This is a genomic window from Streptomyces sp. NPDC028711, from assembly GCF_055565415.1.
Genome location: NZ_JBVHUJ010000001.1, coordinates 42721 through 64147 on the forward strand (window position 1 = coordinate 42721; position 21427 = coordinate 64147).

Below are 21427 nucleotides of genomic sequence, written 5' to 3' on the forward strand. Positions count from 1 at the left end.
GCACCTTCCGACAACGCGGGCGCCTTCAGACCCCGGCCGCTCCGAGCAGGGAGCCCGCGCCGTAGGTGACGGCCATCGCGAGGGCTCCGCCGGCCATGTTGCGGAGGACCGCGCGGCGCGGGGGCGCCTCGCCGAGGCGGGCGCTCCACCAGCCGGTGAGGGCGAGGGCCGCGAGGACGGAGAGCACCGTGACCCAGAGCCGCGCGGCGGCCGGCGGGAGGACCATCGCGAGGAGGGGCAGCAGGGCGCCGACGGTGAAGGCGAGGAAGCTCGCCCCGGCCGCGTGCCACGGGTTGGTGAGGTCGTCCGGATCGATGCCCAGCTCCACGCGCGCGTGGGCGCGCAGGGCGTCGCGCTCGGTGAGCTGCTCGGCGGCCTCGCGCGCGACGGCCGGGGAGAGGCCGCGGGCGGACAGCAGCCCGGTCAATTCGTCGAGTTCGGCCTCCGGGTCGTCCCGCAGTTCGCGCTTCTCCTGGGCGAGCGCGGCCTTCTCGGAGTCGCGCTGGGTGGAGACCGAGACGTACTCCCCCGCCGCCATCGACAGCGAACCGGAGAGCAGCCCGGCGAGACCGGCGGTGAGCAGCGTGGCCCGGGATTCGGTGGCACCGGCGACGCCGACGACGAGACCGGCGGTGGAGACGACGCCGTCGTTGGCTCCGAGCACGGCGGCCCGGAGCCAGTTGAGACGGGTGCCGAGTCCTCCCTCGTGGGCGGAGTCGTCGAGGGGTGCGTCAGTCACCCCGGGAGGGTCTCACCCCGTCCGTCACGAGACACGGACCGACCCGCCCGGGGCGAAGGCGGGGCCGGTCGCCCCCTCCGGGACCTTCTCCCGGGCGAACGGCGGGAGTTCTTCCCCCGCGGCAGGGTCACGCACGCGTACACGACGGACGACCGGCGCGCGCCCCTGTCGGCGGCGCTCGCCGAGGAGGTCTGCGCCCTCCTGGAGAGCGAGCTGCCGCGTCGGCTCGGCACCGCGTCCCGCTTCGACGTCGCCGTTCCGGCATGCCGCCGCCCGGGCCGACGCGGTGCACGTGCTGCGGCGCGGCCACGAGGGCCGGACGAACTGCGCGTGTACGAGCGGGGTACCGACGAGGCGGTGGAGGCCTTCGCGGACCGGATCCGGACATGGGGGACGCCCGACGGACGGCGCGTCACCGATGACGGGCGCGGCCGGTTCCGGCGGCCTGCCGGGACACCGGGGACGGAGTTGTCGGTCGCGGGCCGTATTCTCAGTGACCGTGCTTGACGACCGTACGACAGCAGCGACGTGGCCGGCCGCCTACCCGCAGGGGTACGCGGTCGTCGACGTGGAGACCACCGGACTCGCCCGCGACGACCGGATAGTGTCGGCTGCCGTCTACCGGCTGGACACCCAGGGGAACGTCGAGGACCACTGGTACACCCTCGTCAACCCCGAGCGTGATCCGGGTCCTGTCTGGATCCACGGCCTGACGAGTGACGTCCTGGAGGGCGCGCCGCTCTTCCCGGAGATCGCGGCGGAGTTCGCGGCCCGGCTCGACGGGCGGGTCCTCGTCGCGCACAACGCGATGTTCGACTGGCAGATGATCGCCCGGGAGTACGCGCGCGCGGAGTCCGCCGCCCCCGTGCGGCAGCGGCTGTGCACGATCGCGCTCGCCAAGGAGCTGTCGCTGCCGCTGCCCAATCACAAGCTGGAGTCGCTCGCCGCTCACTTCGGCGTCGTGCAGCGGCGCGCGCACAACGCGCTCGACGACGCGCGGGTGCTCGCCGAGGCGTTCCGGCCGAGTCTGCACGCGGCGGCCGAGCAGGGCGTACGGCTGCCGCTGCTCGAATGCCGGCCGCTGACCGAGTGGGCCCCGTCTCCCGAGCGGCCCCGGATCGGTCACCAGGCCTCGGGCTCCTCGGCGTACCGGGCGAACAGCTGGCGTCCCTCGCGGAGGCGTCCGGCGTGCCCGTACCCCAACCCCGGCCGGTACGAGACGGACAAACCGCTCAAGCAGGGCATGCGGGTGGCTTTCTCCGGGGACACCTCCGTCGACCGCGAGCTCCTTGAGGACCGGACCGTGGAAGCCGGCCTCCATGTCGCGGGCAGCGTCTCCCGGCTGACCAGCCTGCTCGTCACCAACGACCCGGACTCCGCCACCTCCAAGATCCTGAAGGCCAGGTCCTTCGGCACACCGGTCGTCGACGAGGCCGCGTACACCCAGCTCCTCCGGGACGTGAGCCCGGCAGACGGGTGACGCCCCGGGCCCTGCGGGCGTGCCGAGCTGCGCACGCCCGCCGGGAGCCCCCACCCTGTGGCGCATGGCACGTTGTGAGGTCTGCGGAAACGATTACGGCATGTCCTTCGAAGTCCACGCGCAGGGCGCGATCCATGTCTTCGACTGCTTCGCCTGCGCCATCCACCGCATGGCGCCCATCTGTGAGCACTGCCGGGTCCAGATCATCGGACAGGGCGTCGAGGTCGACGGCAACTGGTACTGCGGCGGTCACTGCGCCCGCGCGGAGGGAAAGGTGGGCATCGTGGACAGGGTGTGACCGGACCCGGCGTCCGGACAACACGTGATGAAACGATCCTCTGATGGCTTCCGGCCCCCTGCGGCACCCGCCGTGAGGGGGCCTCTCGTCACGTTGTACCGTCGACGGCGTGTACCGCTTCCTGTTGTCCCGGCAATGGGTGATCCTCACCCTCATCGCTCTCGTCCTCGTTCCGACGATGATCGAGCTGGGCTTCTGGCAGTTCCACCGGCACGAACGGCGGGTCGCCCAGAACGCCCTGATCGCGGACAGCGTCGCGGCGAAGCCGGTCCCGGTCGAGCGGCTCACCTCCCCCGGTCACACCGTCCCGCGCTCCGACTACTGGAAGCCCGCCACGGCCACCGGCACCTTCGACACCGCCCACGAGGTGGTCGTCCGCCGGCGCACCAACTCCGACGACCGGGTCGGCGTGCACGTCCTGACTCCGCTGGTCCTCCGGGACGGCCGGATCGTCCTGGTCAACCGCGGCTGGATCCCGGCCGCCGCCGACCAGCACTCCTTCCCGCCGGTGCCGCCCGCCCCCAAGGGCGAGGTCACGATCATCGGCCGCCTCAAGGCCGACGAGACGACCGGCGCGAGCGGCATCAAGGACCTGAAGGGCCTGCCGGACCGTCAGGTCATGCTGATCAACAGCGGGCAGCAGGCCGAGCTCATCGGCCGCGAGGTGCTCGGCGGCTACCTCGAACAGATCGAGCCCGCCCCCGCGGGCGACACCCCCGAACTGATCCCGGAGCCCGACCACGACTCGATCGGCGCCCACATGGCGTACGCGGTGCAGTGGTGGCTCTTCGCGGCCGGAGTGCCCGTCGGCTGGGTGATCCTCGTCCGCCGCGAGAAGCGCGACCAGGAAGCGGCGGCCCGTTCGGACGACTCCGGAGCCCCGGAGAAGGACGCGGACGCGATCCAGGCCACTCCGTCCCGCTGATTGGCCGTCGCCTCAACCGGGAACAGCCCAAAGCGTGACGCAACGTATCGACGACTACGCCCTCATCGGCGATCTCCAGACCGCCGCGCTCGTCGGCCGCGACGGGTCGGTCGACTGGCTGTGTCTGCCCCGGTTCGACTCGGCCGCCTGCTTCGCCTCGATCCTCGGCGACGAGAACAACGGCCACTGGCGGATCGCCCCCAAGGGCGCCACGACGTGCGCCACGCGCCGGTACGTCGAGGACACCCTCGTCCTCGAGACCTACTGGGAGACCCGTACGGGCACCGTCAAGGTCGTCGACTTCATGCCCCAGCGGGACAGGGCCCCGGACGTCATGCGGATCGTGGAGGGCGTCAGCGGCAGCGTCGAGATGAGCTCCGTCCTGCGGCTCCGCTTCGACTACGGCTCGATCGTGCCCTGGATGCGCCGCGCCGACCGCCACCGTGTCGCCGTCGCGGGTCCCGACGCCGTCTGGCTGCGCAGCGAACCGCCCGTGAAGACCTGGGGCCAGCAGTTCTCCACCTGCTCCTCCTTCACCGTCGCCGCCGGCGAGAAGGTGGCCTTCGTCATGACCTGGCACCCCTCGCACGAGCCGCGCCCCCCGCTCGTCGACCCGTACGAGGCCCTGGAGCAGTCCCTCGCGGACTGGCGGGAGTGGGCGGCGCTCTGCACCTACCGGGGCCCGTACCGGGAGGCGGTGCTGCGCTCCCTGATCACCCTCAAGGCCCTCACGTACGCCCCGACCGGCGGGATCGTGGCCGCCCCCACCACCTCCCTGCCGGAGGAGGTCGGCGGCGTACGGAACTGGGACTACCGGGCCTGCTGGCTGCGCGACTCCTCCCTCACCCTCGGCGCGCTGCTCGCCGCCGGATACGTCGAGGAGGCCCGCGCCTGGCGGGACTGGCTCCTCCGCTCGGTCGCGGGCGACCCGGCCGACCTGCAGATCATGTACGGGCCCGCCGGGGAGCGCCGGCTCCCCGAGACCACCCTGCCGTGGCTGCGGGGGTACGCCGACTCGGCGCCGGTCAGGACCGGGAACGCGGCCGTGGACCAGTTCCAGCTCGATGTGTACGGCGAGGTCATGGACTCGCTCCACCGCGCGCGTGAGGCCGGGATCCCGCCGGAGCGGCACGCCTGGAACCTCCAGCTGAGCCTGCTCGGCTTCCTGGAGTCGACCTGGCGCGAGCCGGACGAGGGCCTCTGGGAGGTGCGCGGGCCGCGGCGCCACTTCACCCACTCGAAGGTGATGGCCTGGGTCGCCGCCGACCGCGCCGTCCGCACCCTGGAGGCCGATCCCTCACTGCCGGGGGACGCGGCCCGGTGGCGGGCGATGCGCGACGAGATCCACGCGCAGGTGTGCGCCAGGTCCTACGACCCCGTCAGGAACACCTTCACCCAGTCGTACGGCTCGCTCGAACTGGACGCGGCGACCCTGCTCATCCCCCAGGTCGGCTTCCTGCCGCCGGACGACCCGCGGGTGGTGGGAACGGTGGACGCGGTACGGGCGGAGCTGACGCACGGCGGATACCTCCGCCGGTACAGCACCGACTCGGGCGCGATCGACGGCCTGCCGGGCGAGGAGGGCACCTTCCTGGTCTGCTCGTTCTGGCTGGCGGACGCCCTCCTGCTGATCGGCAGGCCGGAGGAGGCCCGCGAGCTCTTCGAGCGCCTCGTGGTCCTGCGCAACGACGTCGGCCTCCTGGCGGAGGAGTACGACCCGGTGGCGGGACGCCAGCTGGGCAACTTCCCGCAGGCCTTCAGCCACATCGGCCTGGTGGGCACGGCGCTCGCGCTGGCCCGGGAGGATCGGGACCCGGCAGGATAGGGCCATGGATCTTGGACTGAAGGACCGTGTGTACGTGGTGACCGGGGCGACGCGGGGGCTCGGGCGTGCCTCCGCCGAGACGCTGCTCGCCGAAGGCGCCCGGGTGCTGGTCACCGGGCGGGACGAGAAGACCGTCGCCGACGCGGTGGAGGGCCTGGGGCCCGGCGCGGCCGGGATCGCCGCCGACAACGCCGACCCGGAGACCCCGGCGCGGCTCGTCGCCGAGGCGCGGGCCCGCTTCGGCGGCTTCGACGGCATCCTGATCAGCGTGGGCGGTCCGGCGCCCGGCTTCGCGGCGGACAACACCGACGAGCAGTGGGCGGCCGCCTTCGACACCGTCTTCCTCGGGGCGGTACGGCTGGCCCGCGCGGCCGCCGAGAGCCTCACCGACGGCGGGGTCATCGGCTTCGTCCTGTCCGCCTCGGTCCACGAGCCGATCCCCGGTCTGACCCTCTCGAACGGGCTCCGCCCGGGTCTCGCCGGCTTCGCGAAGTCCCTCGCCAACGACCTGGGGCCGCGCGGGGTGCGGGTCGTCGGACTCCTTCCGAGCCGGATCGACACCGACCGGGTGCGGTCCCTCGACGCGCTCTCCGGCGACGCGGACGCGGCCCGCGCGGCCAACGAGGCCGCCATCCCGCTGCGCCGCTACGGCACCCCCGAGGAGTTCGGGCGGACGGCGGCCTTCCTGCTCTCGCCGGCCGCCTCGTACCTGACGGGCGTGATGCTGCCGGTGGACGGCGGGGCGCGCAGCGGCTTCTGAGCACCCGGCAGGGGCGTCCCCGGCCGGCCCGCCATCAGGTGACCCGGCGGGCCCGGTGCTTGACCGCCCGCAGCCGCGCCTCGGTGGGGAGGGCGGAAAGGCCCGTGGACGTACGGGCGTGGGCGAGGGCCTGGGTGCTGAGGGTGTCCAGGGCGTCCCCCGGGGAGGCGTACGGCTCCAGGTGGAGCGCGACCCGGGTGCGGGGGGCGCTCCTGCGGCCGGTGAGGTGGACCCTGGCCCTCGCCACGCCCTCCTGGGCTGCGGCGTCCGCCTCCAGGACGCCTTCCAGGGCACGGCCGCGCAGGACGGCCTCGTCGCCGTCGCCGCTGTCGACGGCGACCTCGGCGAGCCGGGCCCGCCGGAACTGGACGAGCAGCCACCACAGGGCGAGCAGGACGACGAGCCCGAGGACGGCGATGACCACCGGCCACCACCAGCCCTCGTCCCGCCAGCGCTGCCGGTCGGCGGTGGAGAGCAGGACGTCCGAAGGGCCCGACCAGGGCCACCAGGACGGTACGGAGAGGTCGAGGGCGGCGGCGAGGACTCCCCCGCCGCCGAGGACGAGGAGCAGCCCGGCGAGGCCGAGCAGGACGCGGTTGACGCGCCGGAGGACGACCGTCACCTCGCTCACCCCTTTCTGGGCGGCCGGGCCACCCGTACGGTCACGGCGGGCGGGTGGGCGAGGGCCAGTTCGTCGACGCCGTCGGCGAGGGCCTTCTCGACGTCGGCTTGGACCTCGTCGAGGGCCCGGAAGTGCGAGACGGCCCTGGCGTTCACCTTGGCGCGGCCGACGCGCACCCGGACGGACTGCACGCCGGAGACCTCCATGGCGCGGTCCCGCAGGGCGAGGGCCGCGGCCTCGCGGTCGAGTCCGGCCCGTACGTCGGCGTGCGCGCGGCGCATCGGCAGGACGGCACGCAGGCCGGGGGTCGTCGCGAGGACGAGGAGCCAGAGGCCGACGACGACCGCGAGGGAGGCGCCGACGAGGATCAGGGGGTCGTCGAGCGGGCGGGTCGCGAGGGCGTCGGCGAGTTCACGCCGCCAGGCCATGGCGGTGCGGTCGGCCCGTACGGCCGCCACGTCGTAGAGGAGCAGCCCGGCCGCTCCGAGGAACAGGGCCGCGAGCACGGCGGCGGGGATGCGGCGTACGGCCCAGAAGCGCCGGACGGGTGAGGCGGGGGCGTCGGCCAGGACGGGTACGTCGCGGCCTGCGGCGGGGCCCGGGTCCAGGTCGGGCGTGGTCGTCATGACAGGCGGTCCCTCCGTGTGGCCTGCCGGGTCAGCGGGGAGTGGAGGCGCTCCACATGGACGGTGACCTCGTGGACCTCCATGCCGACGAGCTCCTCCACACGCGCGCGGACCCGGCCCCGGACGGCGCCGCAGCGGCGGCCGACGTCCGAGGGGTAGTCGAGTTCGAGGCTCACCGCGACCCTGGCGACGTCCCGGTGGACGACGACGGAGGCGTGTGGCCGCGCGCCGCCCTCGGGGACGGCGTCCAGGGCTTCCCGGGCCGCCTGGGCGGCGATCTTCGCGACGACCCGGTCGGCGATCACGGTCGCGCCCCGGCCCCGTACGGGGTCCGGGGCCGGCTCCGGGGCCATCCGTCACCGCCGCCGGTCGCCGCGTTCGCGGCCGCGGAACAGATCGCCGGGTTCGAGGTCGCCGTCGAGGAAGCGGCCCGCCACGAAGCCGACCGCTCCCAACGCCGCGACCAGCACAAACGCCCCGAATCCGCCGAAGTATCCGGCGAAGCCGAGGGCCATGCCGGCCAATAGGCCGACCACAGCCATGCTCATTCCTGACCCCTTCCTGAGGATCTTCTGGCCCCCTGTGCCGTGCCCAGCCGCCGGTGGCTACTGGAGCCTCTGTTCCGGCTCCTCCTCCTCGTCCTCGGGCAGCTTCACGTCGCTGACCGCGATGTTCACCTCGACGACCTCGAGGCCCGTCATGCGTTCGACGGCCGCGATGACGTTCTCTCGGACGTCGCCGGCGACATCCGCGATGGAGACGCCGTAGACGATCACGATCTCCAGGTCGAGCGCGGTCTGTACCTCGCCGACCTCGGCCTTCACGCCTCGCGTGACGCTCGACTTGGCACTGCCGCCGGGCACCCGGTCGCGTACGGCGCCGAAGGTGCGGGAGAGGCCGCTGCCCATGGCGTGGACGCCGTCGACGTCGCGGGCGGCGAGACCGGCGATCTTCTCGACGACTCCGTCGGCGATCGTGGTCCTGCCCCGGGAGGCCGGGTCGCCGCCGCCCCGCTTGGTGACCGAGGTGCGGCGGGGTTCGTCGGCGGCGGTGGCGCCGGAGTGGGTGGTGTCCGTCATCAGATTTCGCCCCTTCTGGGATATTTCGGGGTTCTTCGCCCACACTAAGGGCGGTTACCCGGTCTCGCCCCGGGGATACGGCAGGCTGGGGCAATGACGACGAGTGACGGTTGGACCGCGGCGGTGAGGGACCGCCTCGCCCCGGGCAGGCTGCTGCCGCTCGGGACGGCGGCGGACGGTGCGTGGATCACGGAGCGGGCGGCGCGCGAGGCGCTCGGCAGAGCCGCCGCGACGGTACGGGGGGTGGTGCCCGGCGAACTGCGGATCGGCCCCGCGGACCGGGAGCCGGAACCGGAGGGCCCGCCCCTGCGGAAACCGGAGCCGGAGGGCTCGACCCTGCCGGAACCGCGCCCTGAACCGGGGGCCCTGCGGGTCTCCGCCTCGTTCGGCGTGGTGGCCGGGCGGCCGCTCCCGGAAGTCGTCGACGAGCTCAGGGCGGCCCTGTTCGCGGCGGCCGGGGACGGGCTCGGCCTGGTGACGGCGGCGGTGGACCTACGGGTGACGGATCTTCTCGACGCGGCACCGCCGAAGGAGGGACCGGCCGCTCCCCCACCCGGCCGGACCTCGCCCGCGACGGACGACCCGGTGGCCCTCGCGGCGCTCGGGGCGGCGGGTGTCGCGGCGGTGACGGACGCGCTGGGCCCACCGGTGCGCCGGGGCCCCGACGGGGTGCGGGTCGAACTGGCCGTGACGCTCGGCGCCCGCCCCCTGGACGTGGCGCGGGCCGTACGGACGGCCGTGACCGCGGCCCTCCCGGAGGAGGCCGCGGTCACGGTTGTGGTGTCGGAACTGCGGGGGTGAGCGGAGCCCGGCGGGCGGGCGTCGGCCCCCGAGGCCCCCGAGGTCGCGTCGGCGTCAGTCGCCGAGGCCCGCGAGGTCGCGCAGGCGGCGGGCCTGGGCGGCGCGCTCGGCGACGCGCTGCTCCTCGTACGAGCGGCCGGCGGCACCCTGGAGGAGCGCCTTGGTCTCGGTGACCGCGTCGCGCGGCGCCGCGAGCAGGGCGGCGGCCAGATCCCGTACCGCGGCGTCGAGTTCGTCGACGGGCACGGACAGGTTGGCGAGACCGATGCGCTCGGCCTCCTCCGCGTGGACGAAGCGGCCGGTCGCGCAGATCTCGAGCGCGCGGGCGTAGCCGACGAGCGAGACGAGCGGGTGCGTCCCGGTCAGGTCCGGGACGAGCCCCAGGCTGGTCTCGCGCATGGCGAACTGCACGTCCTCGGCCACGACCCGCAGGTCGCAGGCGAGGGCGAGCTGGAAGCCCGCGCCGATGGCGTGCCCCTGGACGGCCGCGATCGACACGAGGTCGCTGCGGCGCCACCAGGTGAACGCCTCCTGGTAGGCGGCGATCTCCGCGTCGAGGTCCTCGTCGGAACCGCGCGCGAGATCGAGGAAGGACGGCTCTCCGTCGAAGCCCTCGGGCGTGAACGCCTGCCGGTCGAGTCCGGCGGAGAAGGACTTGCCTTCGCCGCGCAGAACAACGACCCGCACGCTGCCGGGCAACGACCGGCCGGCTTCTGTCAACGCCCGCCACAGAGCGGGAGACTGAGCGTTGCGCTTCGCCGGATTGGTCAGGGTCACCGTGGCAACGGCGTCCTCGACGGTGAGCCGTACACCGTCCTTGTCGAATACGAGCTCAGAGTCGTCGAGCGTAGTCATGGGGCGCCTCCGGTTCCGGTGCAGCACTGCATCCGATGCTAAGTGACTGCACAGTAACCACCTGGCCGGTCCGAGGACCGACCGGGTGGCCACCGAGAGACCCGGTGGCCGGCGGTCGAGCCGCCCCGATGTCAGGCCGAGGCTGTCTTCTTGCCCCGGGTCGCTCCGCCGCGTCCGCGCAGCGTGACTCCGGACTCGCTCAGCATCCGGTGGACGAATCCGTAGGAGCGGCCCGTTTCCTCGGCCAGCGCCCGGATGCTCGCACCGGAGTCGTACTTCTTCTTCAGGTCTGCCGCGAGCTTGTCGCGCGCGGCGCCGGTCACCCGGCTGCCCTTCTTCAGAGTCTCGGCCACCCGTGCCTCCTCATGGGAAGTGCGCTCTGGACTTCTCATGATCACCCCTCCCGTCCGTCCTGGCCACCCATTCGACAAGGTCCATGCCGCCGGGTTTGTGGACGAGTGCCGCGTCAACACGACCGGAAGCTTGAATTCCGCCGGACGGGAAGCGTGGTCCCACGCCACTCGGCGAAGGAAGTGCCAGGTCAGCGACGCGGTGGGAACACACGTACGGCGCGGGTCTGCCGGAAGGATTCAGCAGAGCACCGCGCCGGGAGGTACGAGACGCCCTCACTCAGATGAAGGATCACGCATGAGCCGAATGATCCAGCCCGCCATGATCACCCGGGACGTTCACCGGGGCGTCGGGACGGGTTCCGGGGCTCCGGAGCGGTCCCGGGGTGGTCAGGCGAGCGTCAGGCGAGCGCCACGAGGTCCGCGTAGTCCGGGCCCCACAGGTCCTCGACGCCGTCGGGGAGCAGGATGATCCGCTCCGGCTCGAGCGCGTCGACCGCGCCCTCGTCGTGGGTGACGAGGACGACGGCGCCCTTGTAGGTGCGCAGGGCCCCGAGGATCTCCTCGCGGCTCGCCGGGTCCAGGTTGTTGGTGGGCTCGTCCAGGAGGAGCACGTTCGCCGAGGAGACGACCAGGGTCGCCAGGGCGAGGCGGGTCTTCTCGCCGCCGGAGAGGACCCCGGCCGGCTTGTCGACGTCGTCGCCGGAGAAGAGGAAGGAGCCGAGCGTCTTGCGGACCTGGACGAGGTCGAGGTCGGGCGCGGCCGAGCGCATGTTCTCCAGGACGCTGCGCTCGGGGTCGAGCGTCTCGTGCTCCTGGGCGTAGTAGCCGAGCTTGAGGCCGTGGCCCGGGGTGACCTCACCCGTGTCGGGCTTCTCCGCGCCGGCGAGCAGCCGGAGCAGCGTGGTCTTGCCCGCGCCGTTGAGGCCGAGGATGACGACGCGGGAGCCCTTGTCGATCGCGAGGTCCACATCGGTGAAGATCTCGAGCGAACCGTAGGACTTGGAGAGCCCCTCGGCCGTCAGCGGGGTCTTTCCGCAGGGCGCGGGGTCGGGGAAGCGGAGCTTGGCGACCTTGTCGGAGGCGCGCACCGCCTCGAGGCCGGAGAGCAGCCGCTCGGCTCGCTTGGCCATGTTCTGCGCGGCGACGGTCTTGGTGGCCTTGGCGCGCATCTTGTCGGCCTGCGAGTTGAGGGCCGCGGCCTTCTTCTCGGCGTTCTGGCGCTCGCGCTTGCGGCGCTTCTCGTCGGCCTCGCGCTGCTGCTGGTAGAGCTTCCAGCCCATGTTGTAGACGTCGATCGTGGAGCGGTTGGCGTCCAGGTAGAAGACCTTGTTGACGACGGTCTCGACGAGGTCGACGTCGTGGGAGATGACGATGAAGCCGCCGCGGTAGGTCTTCAGGTAGTCGCGCAGCCAGACGATGGAGTCGGCGTCGAGGTGGTTCGTCGGCTCGTCGAGGAGGAGCGTGTCGGCGTCCGAGAACAAAATGCGGGCGAGCTCGACCCGGCGGCGCTGACCGCCGGAGAGGGTGTGCAGCGGCTGACCGAGGACCCGGTCGGGGAGGCCGAGGGCGGCGGCGATGGTGGAGGCCTCGGCCTCGGCCGCGTAGCCGCCCTTGGTCAGGAACTCGGTCTCCTGGCGCTCGTACTGCCGCATCGCCTTGTCGCGGGTGCCGCCGGAACCGGTGGCGATGCGCTCCTCGTTCATCCGCATTTTCTTGAGGAGGACGTCGAGGCCGCGGGCGGAGAGGATGCGGTCGCGGGCCAGGACGTCGAGGTCGCCGGTGCGCGGGTCCTGCGGGAGGTAGCCGACCTCGCCGGAGCGGGCGATGGTGCCGCCGGCCGGGACGCCCTCGCCCGCGAGGCACTTGGTGAGGGTGGTCTTGCCCGCTCCGTTGCGACCGACGAGGCCGATGCGGTCGCCCTTGGCGACGCGGAAGGAAGCGGACTCGATGAGGACACGGGCGCCGGCGCGCAGCTCGATGCCGGAAGCGGTGATCACGGACAGACTCCAGGGCGGTGGGAAACGGCGGAAGGACGGCTGGGAAGGGCTTCGACGCCGCTAATGCACGGGGAGAATGGCCATACGGCCAGTCTAACGGGCCCCTGCAACTGCTTTTCGGCCATGCGGGGTGCGAGGGCCGGATCGGGAACCTTCTCACATTCCTGCCGATGTCACACAAAAGGGGCGAATGCGCAGGTATGGCCCGATACTCGGCGCAAGGCGGCGGCCTCTGCCGCGGCGGAGACGCGGAGGGTGGTGGGCCGTGCAGTTCGACGACGACGCCGATCTGGACACCTCGGAGGTCAAGGACGTCCGGAGCAGCCGCGTCCCCGGCGGCAGGGCGACCGTCGGCGGCGGGATCGTCGGCCTCATCGCGCTGGTCCTCGGCGTGCTCTTCGGGGTGGGACCGGATCAGCTCGGGCTCTCCTCGGACGGCGACGAGCCGGTGGCCGTCTCCTCCTCCGCGGCCCAGGTGAACCAGGCCTGCCGGAAGGGCTCGGACGCCAACACGCGCGAGGACTGCCGGATCGTCGCCGTCGTCAACAGCGTCCAGGACTACTGGCGGACCGAGTACGCGCGCCGGGGCGGCACCTACGGGAACGCCTCCACCGTGATGTTCAGCCAGCGGGTCGGGACCGCCTGCGGCTCGGCCACCTCCGCGGTGGGGCCCTTCTACTGCCCCGGCGACCGGCAGGTCTATCTGGACCTCGGCTTCTTCGACGAGCTGCGCACGAAGTTCGGGTCGAGCGGCGGCCCCTTCGCCCAGGCGTACGTGGTGGCGCACGAGTACGGCCACCACATCCAGAACCTGATGGGGACCCTGAGCCGCGCCCAGGACGGGCGGACCGGCGCCGACTCCAACGCCGTGCGGGTCGAGCTCCAGGCCGACTGCTACGCGGGCGTGTGGGCCCGGCACGCCACGGCCACGCCCGACGACCGGACGGGCCGGCCGCTGCTCACCACGCTCACGGACGCCGACATCCGGGACGGCCTGGACGCGGCGGCCGCGGTCGGCGACGACCGGATCCAGGAGAGGTTCCAGGGCCGGGTGACGCCGGAGAACTGGACGCACGGCTCGGCGGCCCAGCGGCAGCAGTGGTTCTTCGAGGGCTACCGCACGGGCGACATGGCCCGGTGCAACACCTTCCGCTGAGTTGTCGGCGGGGACTGCCAGACTGAGACCCGGATCACATACGGCCGCATCGAAGGGAAGTGATCGGGATGGCTGAGGCCCCCCACATCTGTCCGACGCTGACGTACGAGGACGCGAAGGCGGCGATCACCCTGCTCACGGAGGGGTTCGGCTTCACCGCGACCGCCGTGTACGAGGGCGAGGACGGGCGGATCGCGCACGCGGAGCTGTCGTACGGGAACGGCATGGTGATGCTGGGCAGCAAGGGCACCGGCAGCGAGTTCGACAAGCTGATGGCCGGAGCCGGCCCGGCGGGCGTCTTCGTCCACGTGGACGACGTGGACGAGCACCACGCGCGCGCGGTCGCCCACGGCGTCGAGATCGTGATGCCGCCCAAGGACCAGGAGTACGGCTCCCGGGACTACATGGCCCGGGACGCCGAGGGCAACATCTGGAGCTTCGGGACGTACACCCCCGGCGCCGCGGAGTAGCCGGGCGCCGGGCGTGACCCCTCGGCTCAGGCGCCGCCCGTGTGCACCTGGAAGGCGGCCCTGCGGACCGCCTTGGCCAGGGCCGGGTCCGGATGGGCGGCGGCGAGGGCGACGAGGACCTGGACGGTACGGGGATGCCCGACGGCCCTGATCTCGTCGAGCAGCGCCGGGACGGTGCCCTGCACGGCCGAGTCGAGGTGCCGGACGAGCAGCGCGCTCTCGCCGTGGTCGGCGACGGCGGCTGCCGTGTCCACCCAGAGCCAGGTCGCCTCCTCGCGGGTGAGCACCTCCTGGGCGTCGTCGGGGTCGGCGCCGTCGTACTCCGCGAGCCAGAGCAGCGCGTACGGGCGCAGCGAGGGCTCGGCGACGGTGGCGCGCACCTCGGCCTCGGCGGGGGCGCCGACGACCCGGAGCGCCTCGAAGGCGAGGCCGCGCAGCAGGGCGTCCTCGCCACGGGCGACGGCGAGGAGTTCGGCCACCGCGCTGGAGAGGGTGCGGGCCGCGAGCCAGGCGCGGTACTCGGCGCGGGCCGGGCCGGGGGTGAGCCGGGCGCAGCCGCGGAGCATGTCCTCCGCGGACTGCTCGATGTTCCCCGCGGGGCTCTGCGCGGCGACGCAGATCTGCTCCAGCTTGACCCAGACCGCCCAGTTGCCGAGCGGGGTGAGGGTGGCGTGCCGCCCCTCCGCGCCGGGGCCCAGGGTGAGCGCGCCGACGGCCGCGAGGCCTTCGAGCGCCCAGTCGAGGAGGGCGGGGAGCCCGTCGGTGCCGCTGGTCACGGCGGGGGCCGCCTCGGGGGCCCCTTCGGCCGGCGGGACCTCGCAGCGCTCCTCGCGCAGCTCCTCGACGCGCTGGCCGAGCAGGTCGAGGAGGGCGGGCACGAGGACCGGGCCCTGCGAGAGCTGAAGCAGCGAGAGGACCTGCGGGACGGCCTCGACGACCTCGGCGACGGCGCTCGGTTCGACCCCCTCGGGGGCCGGGTGGACCAGCGACCAGGCGTCGAAGAGGGCGACCCAGCCGCGGAGCACGGCGGAGTCGTCGCGGTCCCAGGCGTGCAGCCGCCAGCCGGGGCGGGCGGTGTCGCCGTGGAGCTCGACGAGTCCGGCGAGCCGGGCGCGGTCCCAGCCGGCCCGGACCTGGCCGGGCGTCAGGTCCAGTGCGGCCGCGGCCCGTTCCTGGGCGGTGACGGCCCCGGCGCCGGTGCGGGGTGCCGCTTCGGCGCCGCGCTCGACGGCGGCCCAGCGGGCGATCCGTACGGCGTCGGCGAGGACGTGCCGGGCCTGGCGGGCGAGTTCCGCGCGGGGCGGAGTGCCCTCGGGCGGCCGCGGCGCCGGCCGGGTGCGCCGGGTCGTCACGGCCCGTCGGGCGGTGGCGAGGGACCGCGGGCGGACGAGTCGGAGTCTGGAGTTGCGCGCCAATGGTTCATCGGGCTTTCGAGACGTCACGGGGGCAGTCTTCCCGCTGACGGCCCGAAAGCCCAATCGGAATCGGACACCCCGTCGGCCCGGGCCCGGTGACGGGCCCGGGAGGGGCGTACCGGAGGCACCGTGCCTGTCCGGAAAGCGGCGGCGTCCGCCCGGGGGGGGCGGCTCTCCGGGCAGGTGTCAGAGCAGCGGGGTGAGGAAGCGGCGCAGGGACTCCTCGTAGCGGACGGGGTCGGCGTTCCACATGGCCGCGTGCGGGGCCTGGCGCACGGTCTGGAGGGTGACCAGGTCGGGGCGGCGGGCGGCGAGTTCGACGGACGGTTCCCAGGGGGCGAGGGTGTCGTCGGGGCCGTGCAGGAGGAGGACCGGAACGCGCAGGGCGTCCGGGGCGGAGGCGGCCCTGAGGAGGTCGCCGTGCGGTCCCGTCCTGCCCTGCGCGGCGCGGACGGCGAGCGGGAGCAGCGGGGCGGGGACGTGCCGGGCGGCCGCGAGGTTGCGGAGGGTGGCCTCCCAGTCCAGGACCGGGGAGTCGAGGACGAGGCCGCTGATCCTGTCGCGCACTCCCGACTCGGCGGCGGCGCGCAGGGCCATCGACGCCCCGGTCCCCCAGCCGTGCAGGACGACCGTGGCCGCGCCCCTGCGGACCGCGTAGCGGATGGCGGCGTCGACGTCGCGCCACTCGGAGTCGCCGAGGCGGGCCAGACCGTCGGCCGCGGCGGGCGCCCCCTCGTCGCCCCGGTAGGCGGGGACGAGGACGGGGACCTGGCGGCGGTTGTAGAAGGGGACGACGTTCAGCGGGTGCTCGCGGGTGGTGCCGAGGCCGTGGAGAGCGATCACCCAGGTGGGGCGGGGGCCGGGCACCAGCCAGGCGGGCAGCGGGCCGAGCTCCCCGGGGATCTCGACGTCGTCGTGGGAGAGCCCGAGGGCGCCGAGCGGTGTGCCGCGGTGGAGCTGGGGGGTGAACCGGACGCGGACGCCGGGGCCGAGCGCCCCGAGCTCGACGCGTTCCAGGCGGCGGACGACGGTGTCGGCGGTGTGCGGGACCCGGTCGAGGACGGGGCCGACGACGGCGTGCAGGTCGGGGCCTTCGAGGCCGTACGTGCCGGGGCGCAGCGAGGCGAGGCTGCGGGTGAGGGTGATCCGCTCGGGGCCCGTGGCGTGCACGGTCAGCCGTGGATCTCCGGGCAGGGGACGTCCGGACGGCGCCTTGAGGGCGACGTCGCTGGCGTACCGGCCGGCCGCGACCGCGACCGCGCCGAGACCGAGCAGGGTGGTGACGGCCGCTGCCGTCGCTGTAGCCGGGCGCACGCTCCCAGTCTCGGCAGGGCGGGGAGGACCTGCCACCGGACGGACCCGGCCGGGGCGGGGCGGGGGCCTCGGGCCCGGAGGGTGTGGGGCCTCCCTGGGTCACCCCGGGGAGTGACATGGGTCTCCCCGGCGGGGTCGCCCGGTCGGATGATTCCGTCCGGGGAGCGGAACCGGGTGGCGGGGGAGGAACCGGGGCAGGTCGTATGTGCCCCGTGAAGGCCGGGATTACCCGGGGTCGGGGGTGACCGCATGGTGGACAGTTCCTCCGCCGGGGGCCGTAAACGGAATCTCTTGACACCGGATCGGGACACCACACCGCCCGGCTCAGTTCACCTTCCGTTCACTCAGGTTGCTTACGTTCGACGAGCCACTGACGTCAAACGATTGCCTGGGTAAATGGAACACATCACGCTGCTGCTCGCCATTGTGGTCGTGACAGCTCTCGTGTTCGATTTCACGAACGGTTTCCACGACACCGCCAACGCGATGGCAACGACCATCTCGACCGGTGCGCTCAAACCGAAGACGGCGGTGGCCATGTCCGCCGTGCTCAACCTCGTCGGCGCTTTCCTGTCCGTGGAGGTCGCCAAGACGATCTCCGGCGGGATCATCAACGAAGAGGGCATCCGCACAGAGGTGATCTTCGCCGCGTTGGTCGGCGCCATCCTGTGGAATCTGCTGACCTGGCTCGTCGGCCTGCCGTCCAGCTCCTCCCACGCCCTCTTCGGCGGCCTCATCGGCGCCGCGGTCATGTCGGCCGGCTGGTCGGCCGTGAACGGCTCCACCATCGTCACCAAGGTCCTGATCCCGGCCGTCGCCGCGCCGCTCGTCGCCGGCCTCGCCGCGATGCTGGCCACCAGGCTGACGTACAAGATCAAGACCAACCCCGAGGCGAAGACCACGGCCAAGGGCTACCGGGCCGGCCAGATCGCCTCCGCCGGTCTCGTCTCCCTCGCGCACGGCACCAACGACGCCCAGAAGACGATGGGCATCATCACCCTGGCCCTGGTCACCGGCGGCGTCCTCGTCCCCGGCTCCAACCCGCCGATGTGGGTCATCGTCTCCGCCGGCGTCGCGATCGCCCTCGGCACCTACCTCGGCGGCTGGCGCATCATCCGCACCATGGGCAAGGGCCTCACCGACCTCCAGCCGCAGCAGGGCTTCGCCGCCCAGACCAGCGCCGCCACGGTCATCCTGGCCTCCTCGAACCTCGGCTTCTCCCTCTCCACCACCCAGTCCTGCTCGGGTGCCGTGATGGGCGCCGGCCTCGGCCGCAAGGGCGGCGTCGTCCGCTGGTCGACCGCCACCCGGATGTTCGTCGCCTGGGGTCTGACCCTGCCCGCCGCGGGCCTGGTCGCCGCCGCCGCCGAGTTCCTCACCCAGCAGGGCCCCTGGGGCATCGCCGCCGTCGCGGTCCTCCTGGTCGGCGGCTCGGGCGTCATCTGGTCGCTGTCCCGCCGCAAGCCGGTCGACCACACCAACGTCACCGACGACGACCTGGACGAGCAGCCCGCGGGTGTCGTGACCACCGCGATCGCGGCCGTCACCCCGCCGCCGGCCGCCGGTTCCGTCGCCGCCGTCGCGGACGAGGACCTCAAGACCACCATCCCCGCGCCGGTTCCCACCGACCCGGCCGCGCCCCCCGCCCCCGCCGCAGCGGTGTAAGGAACGAACGACATGAAGATCGACTGGGCAGCTCTCGGCTCCGTCTTCGGGGTCAGCCTCGTGGCGACCGTCGCCCTCGTGGGCCTCTTCACCCTCGGGATCGTCGGCCTCGGCAAGCAGGAGCAGGCCGCCGCCCAGGGCGGCTCCGCCACCCTGGCCCGTACCGGCGCCTACGCCTGCTTCGCCCTGTGCCTCGCGGCCGTGGCGTACGGCATCTACCTGATCGTCGTCTGACGCGACGAGCAGGACCGGCGGGGCGGTCCGCACCTTCGGGTGCGGGCCGCCCCGCCGTCGTGTCTGTGGTGCTTCGCACAGTGACACGGCGCAGGTCAAGCGCGGGTTGACGGGTGTTCTCGGGGCGTGGTGGACTGCCGAGGCCATTTACGGCGGCAGTAGAGGAAGTCCGGTGCGAATCCGGCGCGGTCCCGCCACTGTGACCGGATCCGAAGGGTCCGGGAGTCAGGAACTCACGCCGCCGGTCACGTCGATCCAGGGCGCGGACCCTGAGTGAGGACATGCGCCCATGCCCGGCCGCAACCACAGCCTTCCGAGAGCCGGCCGCCTCTCCCCGCACGGATTCGCGTTCGGCGCGGCGGCGGGTCTCGCCCTCGACCTGCTCGTCGGGGACCCCCGCCGCGGACACCCCGTCGCCGCGTTCGGCCGGGCGGCCGCCGCGGTCGAACAGCGCCTCCACCACGACCACCGCGGCTGGGGCGCCCTGCACACCGCCGTCTGCGCCGGCTCCACGATCGCCTTGGGCGCGCTCGCCGCACGGGCCGTACGGAACCGTCCGGCCGCGGCCGCGGCCCTGACCGCCGCCTCCGTCTGGGCCGTCGTCGGCGGTACGACCCTGGGCCGGGAGGCCCGCGCGATCGGCGGGGCGCTCGCCGCGGGCGACCTGGACGTGGCCCGGGAGCGGCTGCCGCACCTGTGCGGCCGCGACCCGCAGTCCCTCGACGGACCGGCGATGGCCCGCGCGGTCGTCGAATCGGTCGCCGAGAACACCTCCGACGCCGTGGTCGGCGCCCTCTTCTGGGGCGCGGTCGCGGGCGTGCCGGGCCTCGTCGGCTTCCGGGCCGTCAACACCCTGGACGCGATGGTCGGCCACAAGTCCCCCCGCCACCGCCGCTTCGGCTGGGCCTCGGCCCGGCTCGACGACGTGGCCGGCTGGCCCGGGGCGCGGCTGACGGCCGTCCTCGCGACCGTCGCGGGCGGGAACCCGCGCGGGGCCGTCCGGGCCTGGCGCGCGGACGCGGCCAAGCACCCCAGCCCCAACGCGGGACCGGTCGAGGCCTCCTTCGCGGGCGCCCTCGGCGTACGGCTCGGCGGGACACTCTCGTACGGCGGACGCGTCGAGCACCGGCCGGTGCTCAACGGGGAGGGGCGGCCCGTCGAGGTCGCCGACATCGACCGGGCGGTCCGGTTGTCCCGCCGGGTCACCGGACTGACCCTGGCCGTCTGCGTGGGCGGCCGGCTGCTCGGATACGCGCTGAAGCGGAGGAACGCATGAGGGGTGGGGGGCTGCTCGTCGCCGGGACCACGTCCGACGCCGGCAAGAGCGTCGTGACGGCCGGCATCTGCCGCTGGCTGGTCCGCAAGGGCCTGAAGGTGGCGCCGTTCAAGGGACAGAACATGTCCCTCAACTCCTTCGTCACCCGCGAGGGCGCCGAGATCGGGCGGGCCCAGGCCATGCAGGCCCAGGCCGCCCGGGTGGAGCCGACCGCGCTGATGAACCCGGTGCTGCTCAAGCCGGGCAGCGACCGCTCCAGCCAGGTCGTCCTGATGGGGAAGCCGGTCGGTGAGCTGAGCGCCCGCGGCTACCACGGAGGCCGTCAGAAGGAGCTCTTCGAGCCGGTCCTCGCGTGCCTGGAGGAGCTGCGGAGCACGTACGACGCGGTGATCTGCGAGGGCGCGGGCAGCCCGGCCGAGATCAACCTGCGGCGCACCGACATCGTCAACATGGGGATCGCCCGGGCCGCGAAGCTGCCCGTCGTCGTGGTCGGGGACATCGACCGGGGCGGGGTCTTCGCCCAGTTCTTCGGTACGACGGCGCTGCTGAGCCCCGAGGACCAGGCGCTCGTCGCCGGATACCTCGTGAACAAGTTCCGCGGCGACGTGACCCTGCTCGAACCGGGGCTCGACATGCTGCACGGCCTCACCGGCCGCCGGACCTTCGGCGTCCTGCCGTACGCCCATGGGCTCGGCATCGACGAGGAGGACGGGCTCCGGGTCTCGCTGCGCGGGACCGTCCGGGAGTCCGTCGTGGCGCCGCCGGTCGGCGCCGACGTCCTGCGGGTCGCCGTCTGCGCCGTCCCCCTGATGTCCAACTTCACGGACGTCGACGCGCTGGCCGCCGAGCCGGGGGTCGTCGTCCGGTTCGTCGACCGGCCCGAGGAGCTCGTCGACGCGGACCTGGTCGTCGTGCCCGGCACGCGCGGCACGGTGAAGGCGCTGGCGTGGCTGCGGGAGCGGGGCCTGGCGGACGAGCTGGCCCGCCGCGCGGCCGCGGGACGTCCCGTGCTCGGCATCTGCGGCGGCTTCCAGGTGCTCGGCGAACGGATCGAGGACGACGTCGAGTCCCGGGCGGGAGCCGTCGACGGGCTCGGGCTGCTGCCCGTACGGGTCCGGTTCGCGCGAGAGAAGACGCTGGCGCGGCCGGTCGGCGAGGCGCTCGGCGAGCGGGTGGAGGGGTACGAGATCCACCACGGTGTCGCCTCCGTGGACGGCGGGGAACCGTTCCTGGACGGGTGCCGGGTCGGCTCCGTGTGGGGCACCCACTGGCACGGCTCCCTGGAGAGCGACGGGTTCCGGCGGGCGTTCCTGCGCGAGGTCGCGGCGGCGGCCGGGCGGCGGTTCGTACCGGCCCCGGACACGTCGTTCGGGGCGCTTCGGGAGGAGCAGCTGGACCGGCTCGGCGATCTGATCGAGGAGCACGCGGACACGGACGCGCTGCTGCGGTTGATCGAGGAGGGGGCTCCGGGGGGACTGCCGTTCGTGCCGCCGGGCGCGCCGTGAGCATGACGACCGCCGAACATCAACGAGTTGAA

The 21427-nt window shown here is 73.6% G+C and carries 23 protein-coding genes and 1 riboswitch; of the genes, 12 read left to right on the forward strand and 11 right to left on the reverse strand.

Features of this window, described 5'->3' with window-relative positions:
* Window positions 1-25: 25 nt before the first annotated feature.
* On the reverse strand, window positions 26-739 hold the full coding sequence (locus ACZ4VK_RS00210; protein ID WP_468346869.1) for a VIT1/CCC1 transporter family protein: 714 nt from the start codon (window positions 737-739) through the stop codon (window positions 26-28).
* Window positions 740-1232: 493 nt separating this feature from the next.
* Between ACZ4VK_RS00210 and ACZ4VK_RS00215 the strand changes: the two genes are divergently transcribed.
* The 5 genes from ACZ4VK_RS00215 (at window position 1233) to ACZ4VK_RS00235 (ending at window position 6027) form a co-directional block, all read left to right on the forward strand.
* The gene (locus ACZ4VK_RS00215) at window positions 1233-2219 is read left to right on the forward strand and encodes a DEDDh family exonuclease (RefSeq protein WP_468346871.1); all 987 of its coding nucleotides are present in this window, start codon (window positions 1233-1235) and stop codon (window positions 2217-2219) included.
* Between the two features lie 64 nt (window positions 2220-2283).
* Window positions 2284-2517, forward strand: coding sequence for a hypothetical protein (locus tag ACZ4VK_RS00220; protein ID WP_468346873.1), 234 nt, complete (start codon window positions 2284-2286; stop codon window positions 2515-2517).
* A gap of 109 nt (window positions 2518-2626) precedes the next feature.
* Window positions 2627-3442: an SURF1 family cytochrome oxidase biogenesis protein gene (locus ACZ4VK_RS00225; protein WP_468346875.1), complete on the forward strand. Its 816-nt coding sequence runs from the start codon at window positions 2627-2629 to the stop codon at window positions 3440-3442.
* 34 nt (window positions 3443-3476) lie between these two features.
* On the forward strand, window positions 3477-5267 hold the full coding sequence (locus ACZ4VK_RS00230) for a glycoside hydrolase family 15 protein (RefSeq protein WP_468346877.1): 1791 nt from the start codon (window positions 3477-3479) through the stop codon (window positions 5265-5267).
* Window positions 5268-5271: 4 nt separating this feature from the next.
* Entirely contained in the window at window positions 5272-6027 is a 756-nt protein-coding gene (locus ACZ4VK_RS00235) for an SDR family oxidoreductase (RefSeq protein ID WP_468346879.1), read from the forward strand.
* A gap of 34 nt (window positions 6028-6061) precedes the next feature.
* On the opposite strand, the gene amaP is transcribed toward ACZ4VK_RS00235, so the two are convergent.
* The 5 genes from amaP to ACZ4VK_RS00260 are packed head-to-tail and all read right to left on the reverse strand — an operon-like array spanning window position 6062 to window position 8354.
* Window positions 6062-6649 (reverse strand): alkaline shock response membrane anchor protein AmaP, encoded by a 588-nt coding sequence (gene amaP, locus ACZ4VK_RS00240; protein ID WP_468346881.1) that lies wholly within the window; start codon window positions 6647-6649, stop codon window positions 6062-6064.
* A 5-nt stretch (window positions 6650-6654) separates the two neighbouring features.
* Window positions 6655-7275, reverse strand: coding sequence for a DUF6286 domain-containing protein (locus ACZ4VK_RS00245; protein ID WP_468346883.1), 621 nt, complete (start codon window positions 7273-7275; stop codon window positions 6655-6657).
* Window positions 7272-7628 (reverse strand): Asp23/Gls24 family envelope stress response protein, encoded by a 357-nt coding sequence (locus tag ACZ4VK_RS00250; RefSeq protein ID WP_468346885.1) that lies wholly within the window; start codon window positions 7626-7628, stop codon window positions 7272-7274. The genes ACZ4VK_RS00245 and ACZ4VK_RS00250 overlap by 4 nt, the downstream gene beginning before the upstream one ends.
* Before the next feature lie 3 nt (window positions 7629-7631).
* Window positions 7632-7823 (reverse strand): hypothetical protein, encoded by a 192-nt coding sequence (locus tag ACZ4VK_RS00255; RefSeq protein ID WP_468346887.1) that lies wholly within the window; start codon window positions 7821-7823, stop codon window positions 7632-7634.
* A 57-nt stretch (window positions 7824-7880) separates the two neighbouring features.
* Entirely contained in the window at window positions 7881-8354 is a 474-nt protein-coding gene (locus ACZ4VK_RS00260; protein ID WP_468346889.1) for an Asp23/Gls24 family envelope stress response protein, read from the reverse strand.
* Between the two features lie 93 nt (window positions 8355-8447).
* On the opposite strand from ACZ4VK_RS00260, the gene ACZ4VK_RS00265 reads away from it, so the two are divergent.
* A complete protein-coding gene (locus ACZ4VK_RS00265; RefSeq protein ID WP_468346891.1) occupies window positions 8448-9155 on the forward strand; it encodes a hypothetical protein in 708 nt (235 codons plus the stop codon).
* 54 nt (window positions 9156-9209) lie between these two features.
* On the opposite strand, the gene ACZ4VK_RS00270 is transcribed toward ACZ4VK_RS00265, so the two are convergent.
* The 3 genes from ACZ4VK_RS00270 to ACZ4VK_RS00280 all read right to left on the reverse strand — a co-directional run bounded on the left by ACZ4VK_RS00270 (window position 9210) and on the right by ACZ4VK_RS00280 (window position 12360).
* The gene (locus tag ACZ4VK_RS00270; protein ID WP_468346893.1) at window positions 9210-10010 is read right to left on the reverse strand and encodes an enoyl-CoA hydratase/isomerase family protein; all 801 of its coding nucleotides are present in this window, start codon (window positions 10008-10010) and stop codon (window positions 9210-9212) included.
* A 131-nt stretch (window positions 10011-10141) separates the two neighbouring features.
* A complete protein-coding gene (locus ACZ4VK_RS00275; RefSeq protein WP_005477683.1) occupies window positions 10142-10363 on the reverse strand; it encodes a helix-turn-helix domain-containing protein in 222 nt (73 codons plus the stop codon).
* 398 nt (window positions 10364-10761) lie between these two features.
* On the reverse strand, window positions 10762-12360 hold the full coding sequence (locus ACZ4VK_RS00280) for an ABC-F family ATP-binding cassette domain-containing protein (RefSeq protein ID WP_468346895.1): 1599 nt from the start codon (window positions 12358-12360) through the stop codon (window positions 10762-10764).
* 265 nt (window positions 12361-12625) lie between these two features.
* Here ACZ4VK_RS00280 and ypfJ point away from each other — a divergent pair, with 265 nt between their 5' ends.
* Both ypfJ and ACZ4VK_RS00290 read left to right on the forward strand, forming a co-directional pair.
* A complete protein-coding gene (gene ypfJ, locus ACZ4VK_RS00285; RefSeq protein ID WP_468346898.1) occupies window positions 12626-13516 on the forward strand; it encodes a KPN_02809 family neutral zinc metallopeptidase in 891 nt (296 codons plus the stop codon).
* A gap of 68 nt (window positions 13517-13584) precedes the next feature.
* Window positions 13585-13986 (forward strand): VOC family protein, encoded by a 402-nt coding sequence (locus ACZ4VK_RS00290; protein ID WP_468346900.1) that lies wholly within the window; start codon window positions 13585-13587, stop codon window positions 13984-13986.
* A gap of 26 nt (window positions 13987-14012) precedes the next feature.
* Here the strand turns inward: ACZ4VK_RS00290 and ACZ4VK_RS00295 are convergent, their stop codons facing one another.
* Together ACZ4VK_RS00295 and ACZ4VK_RS00300 are read right to left on the reverse strand one after the other, a co-directional pair.
* Window positions 14013-15428, reverse strand: coding sequence for a hypothetical protein (locus tag ACZ4VK_RS00295; protein ID WP_468346902.1), 1416 nt, complete (start codon window positions 15426-15428; stop codon window positions 14013-14015).
* A gap of 159 nt (window positions 15429-15587) precedes the next feature.
* A complete protein-coding gene (locus ACZ4VK_RS00300; RefSeq protein ID WP_468346904.1) occupies window positions 15588-16715 on the reverse strand; it encodes an alpha/beta hydrolase in 1128 nt (375 codons plus the stop codon).
* 396 nt (window positions 16716-17111) lie between these two features.
* Here ACZ4VK_RS00300 and ACZ4VK_RS00305 point away from each other — a divergent pair, with 396 nt between their 5' ends.
* The 4 genes from ACZ4VK_RS00305 (at window position 17112) to ACZ4VK_RS00320 (ending at window position 21395) form a co-directional block, all read left to right on the forward strand.
* On the forward strand, window positions 17112-18380 hold the full coding sequence (locus tag ACZ4VK_RS00305) for an inorganic phosphate transporter (protein WP_468346906.1): 1269 nt from the start codon (window positions 17112-17114) through the stop codon (window positions 18378-18380).
* Window positions 18381-18392: 12 nt separating this feature from the next.
* On the forward strand, window positions 18393-18614 hold the full coding sequence (locus ACZ4VK_RS00310; protein ID WP_468346908.1) for a hypothetical protein: 222 nt from the start codon (window positions 18393-18395) through the stop codon (window positions 18612-18614).
* 112 nt (window positions 18615-18726) lie between these two features.
* A riboswitch (cobalamin riboswitch) is annotated at window positions 18727-18869 on the forward strand.
* A 34-nt stretch (window positions 18870-18903) separates the two neighbouring features.
* The gene (locus ACZ4VK_RS00315) at window positions 18904-19890 is read left to right on the forward strand and encodes a cobalamin biosynthesis protein (protein ID WP_468346910.1); all 987 of its coding nucleotides are present in this window, start codon (window positions 18904-18906) and stop codon (window positions 19888-19890) included.
* On the forward strand, window positions 19887-21395 hold the full coding sequence (locus tag ACZ4VK_RS00320; RefSeq protein WP_468346912.1) for a cobyric acid synthase: 1509 nt from the start codon (window positions 19887-19889) through the stop codon (window positions 21393-21395). The genes ACZ4VK_RS00315 and ACZ4VK_RS00320 overlap by 4 nt, the downstream gene beginning before the upstream one ends.
* Window positions 21396-21427 lie beyond the last annotated feature (32 nt).

Coding starts and splice junctions, on each gene's coding strand:
- ACZ4VK_RS00220 (WP_468346873.1), top strand. CDS start 2,284: ATGGCACGTTGTGAGGTCTGCGGAAACGATTACGGCATGTCCTTCGAA.
- ACZ4VK_RS00235 (WP_468346879.1), top strand. CDS start 5,272: ATGGATCTTGGACTGAAGGACCGTGTGTACGTGGTGACCGGGGCGACG.
- ACZ4VK_RS00245 (WP_468346883.1), bottom strand. CDS start 7,275: ATGACGACCACGCCCGACCTGGACCCGGGCCCCGCCGCAGGCCGCGAC.
- ACZ4VK_RS00250 (WP_468346885.1), bottom strand. CDS start 7,628: ATGGCCCCGGAGCCGGCCCCGGACCCCGTACGGGGCCGGGGCGCGACC.
- ACZ4VK_RS00255 (WP_468346887.1), bottom strand. CDS start 7,823: ATGAGCATGGCTGTGGTCGGCCTATTGGCCGGCATGGCCCTCGGCTTC.
- ACZ4VK_RS00260 (WP_468346889.1), bottom strand. CDS start 8,354: ATGACGGACACCACCCACTCCGGCGCCACCGCCGCCGACGAACCCCGC.
- ACZ4VK_RS00265 (WP_468346891.1), top strand. CDS start 8,448: ATGACGACGAGTGACGGTTGGACCGCGGCGGTGAGGGACCGCCTCGCC.
- ACZ4VK_RS00270 (WP_468346893.1), bottom strand. CDS start 10,010: ATGACTACGCTCGACGACTCTGAGCTCGTATTCGACAAGGACGGTGTA.
- ACZ4VK_RS00290 (WP_468346900.1), top strand. CDS start 13,585: ATGGCTGAGGCCCCCCACATCTGTCCGACGCTGACGTACGAGGACGCG.
- ACZ4VK_RS00305 (WP_468346906.1), top strand. CDS start 17,112: ATGGAACACATCACGCTGCTGCTCGCCATTGTGGTCGTGACAGCTCTC.
- ACZ4VK_RS00310 (WP_468346908.1), top strand. CDS start 18,393: ATGAAGATCGACTGGGCAGCTCTCGGCTCCGTCTTCGGGGTCAGCCTC.
- ACZ4VK_RS00315 (WP_468346910.1), top strand. CDS start 18,904: ATGCCCGGCCGCAACCACAGCCTTCCGAGAGCCGGCCGCCTCTCCCCG.
- ACZ4VK_RS00320 (WP_468346912.1), top strand. CDS start 19,887: ATGAGGGGTGGGGGGCTGCTCGTCGCCGGGACCACGTCCGACGCCGGC.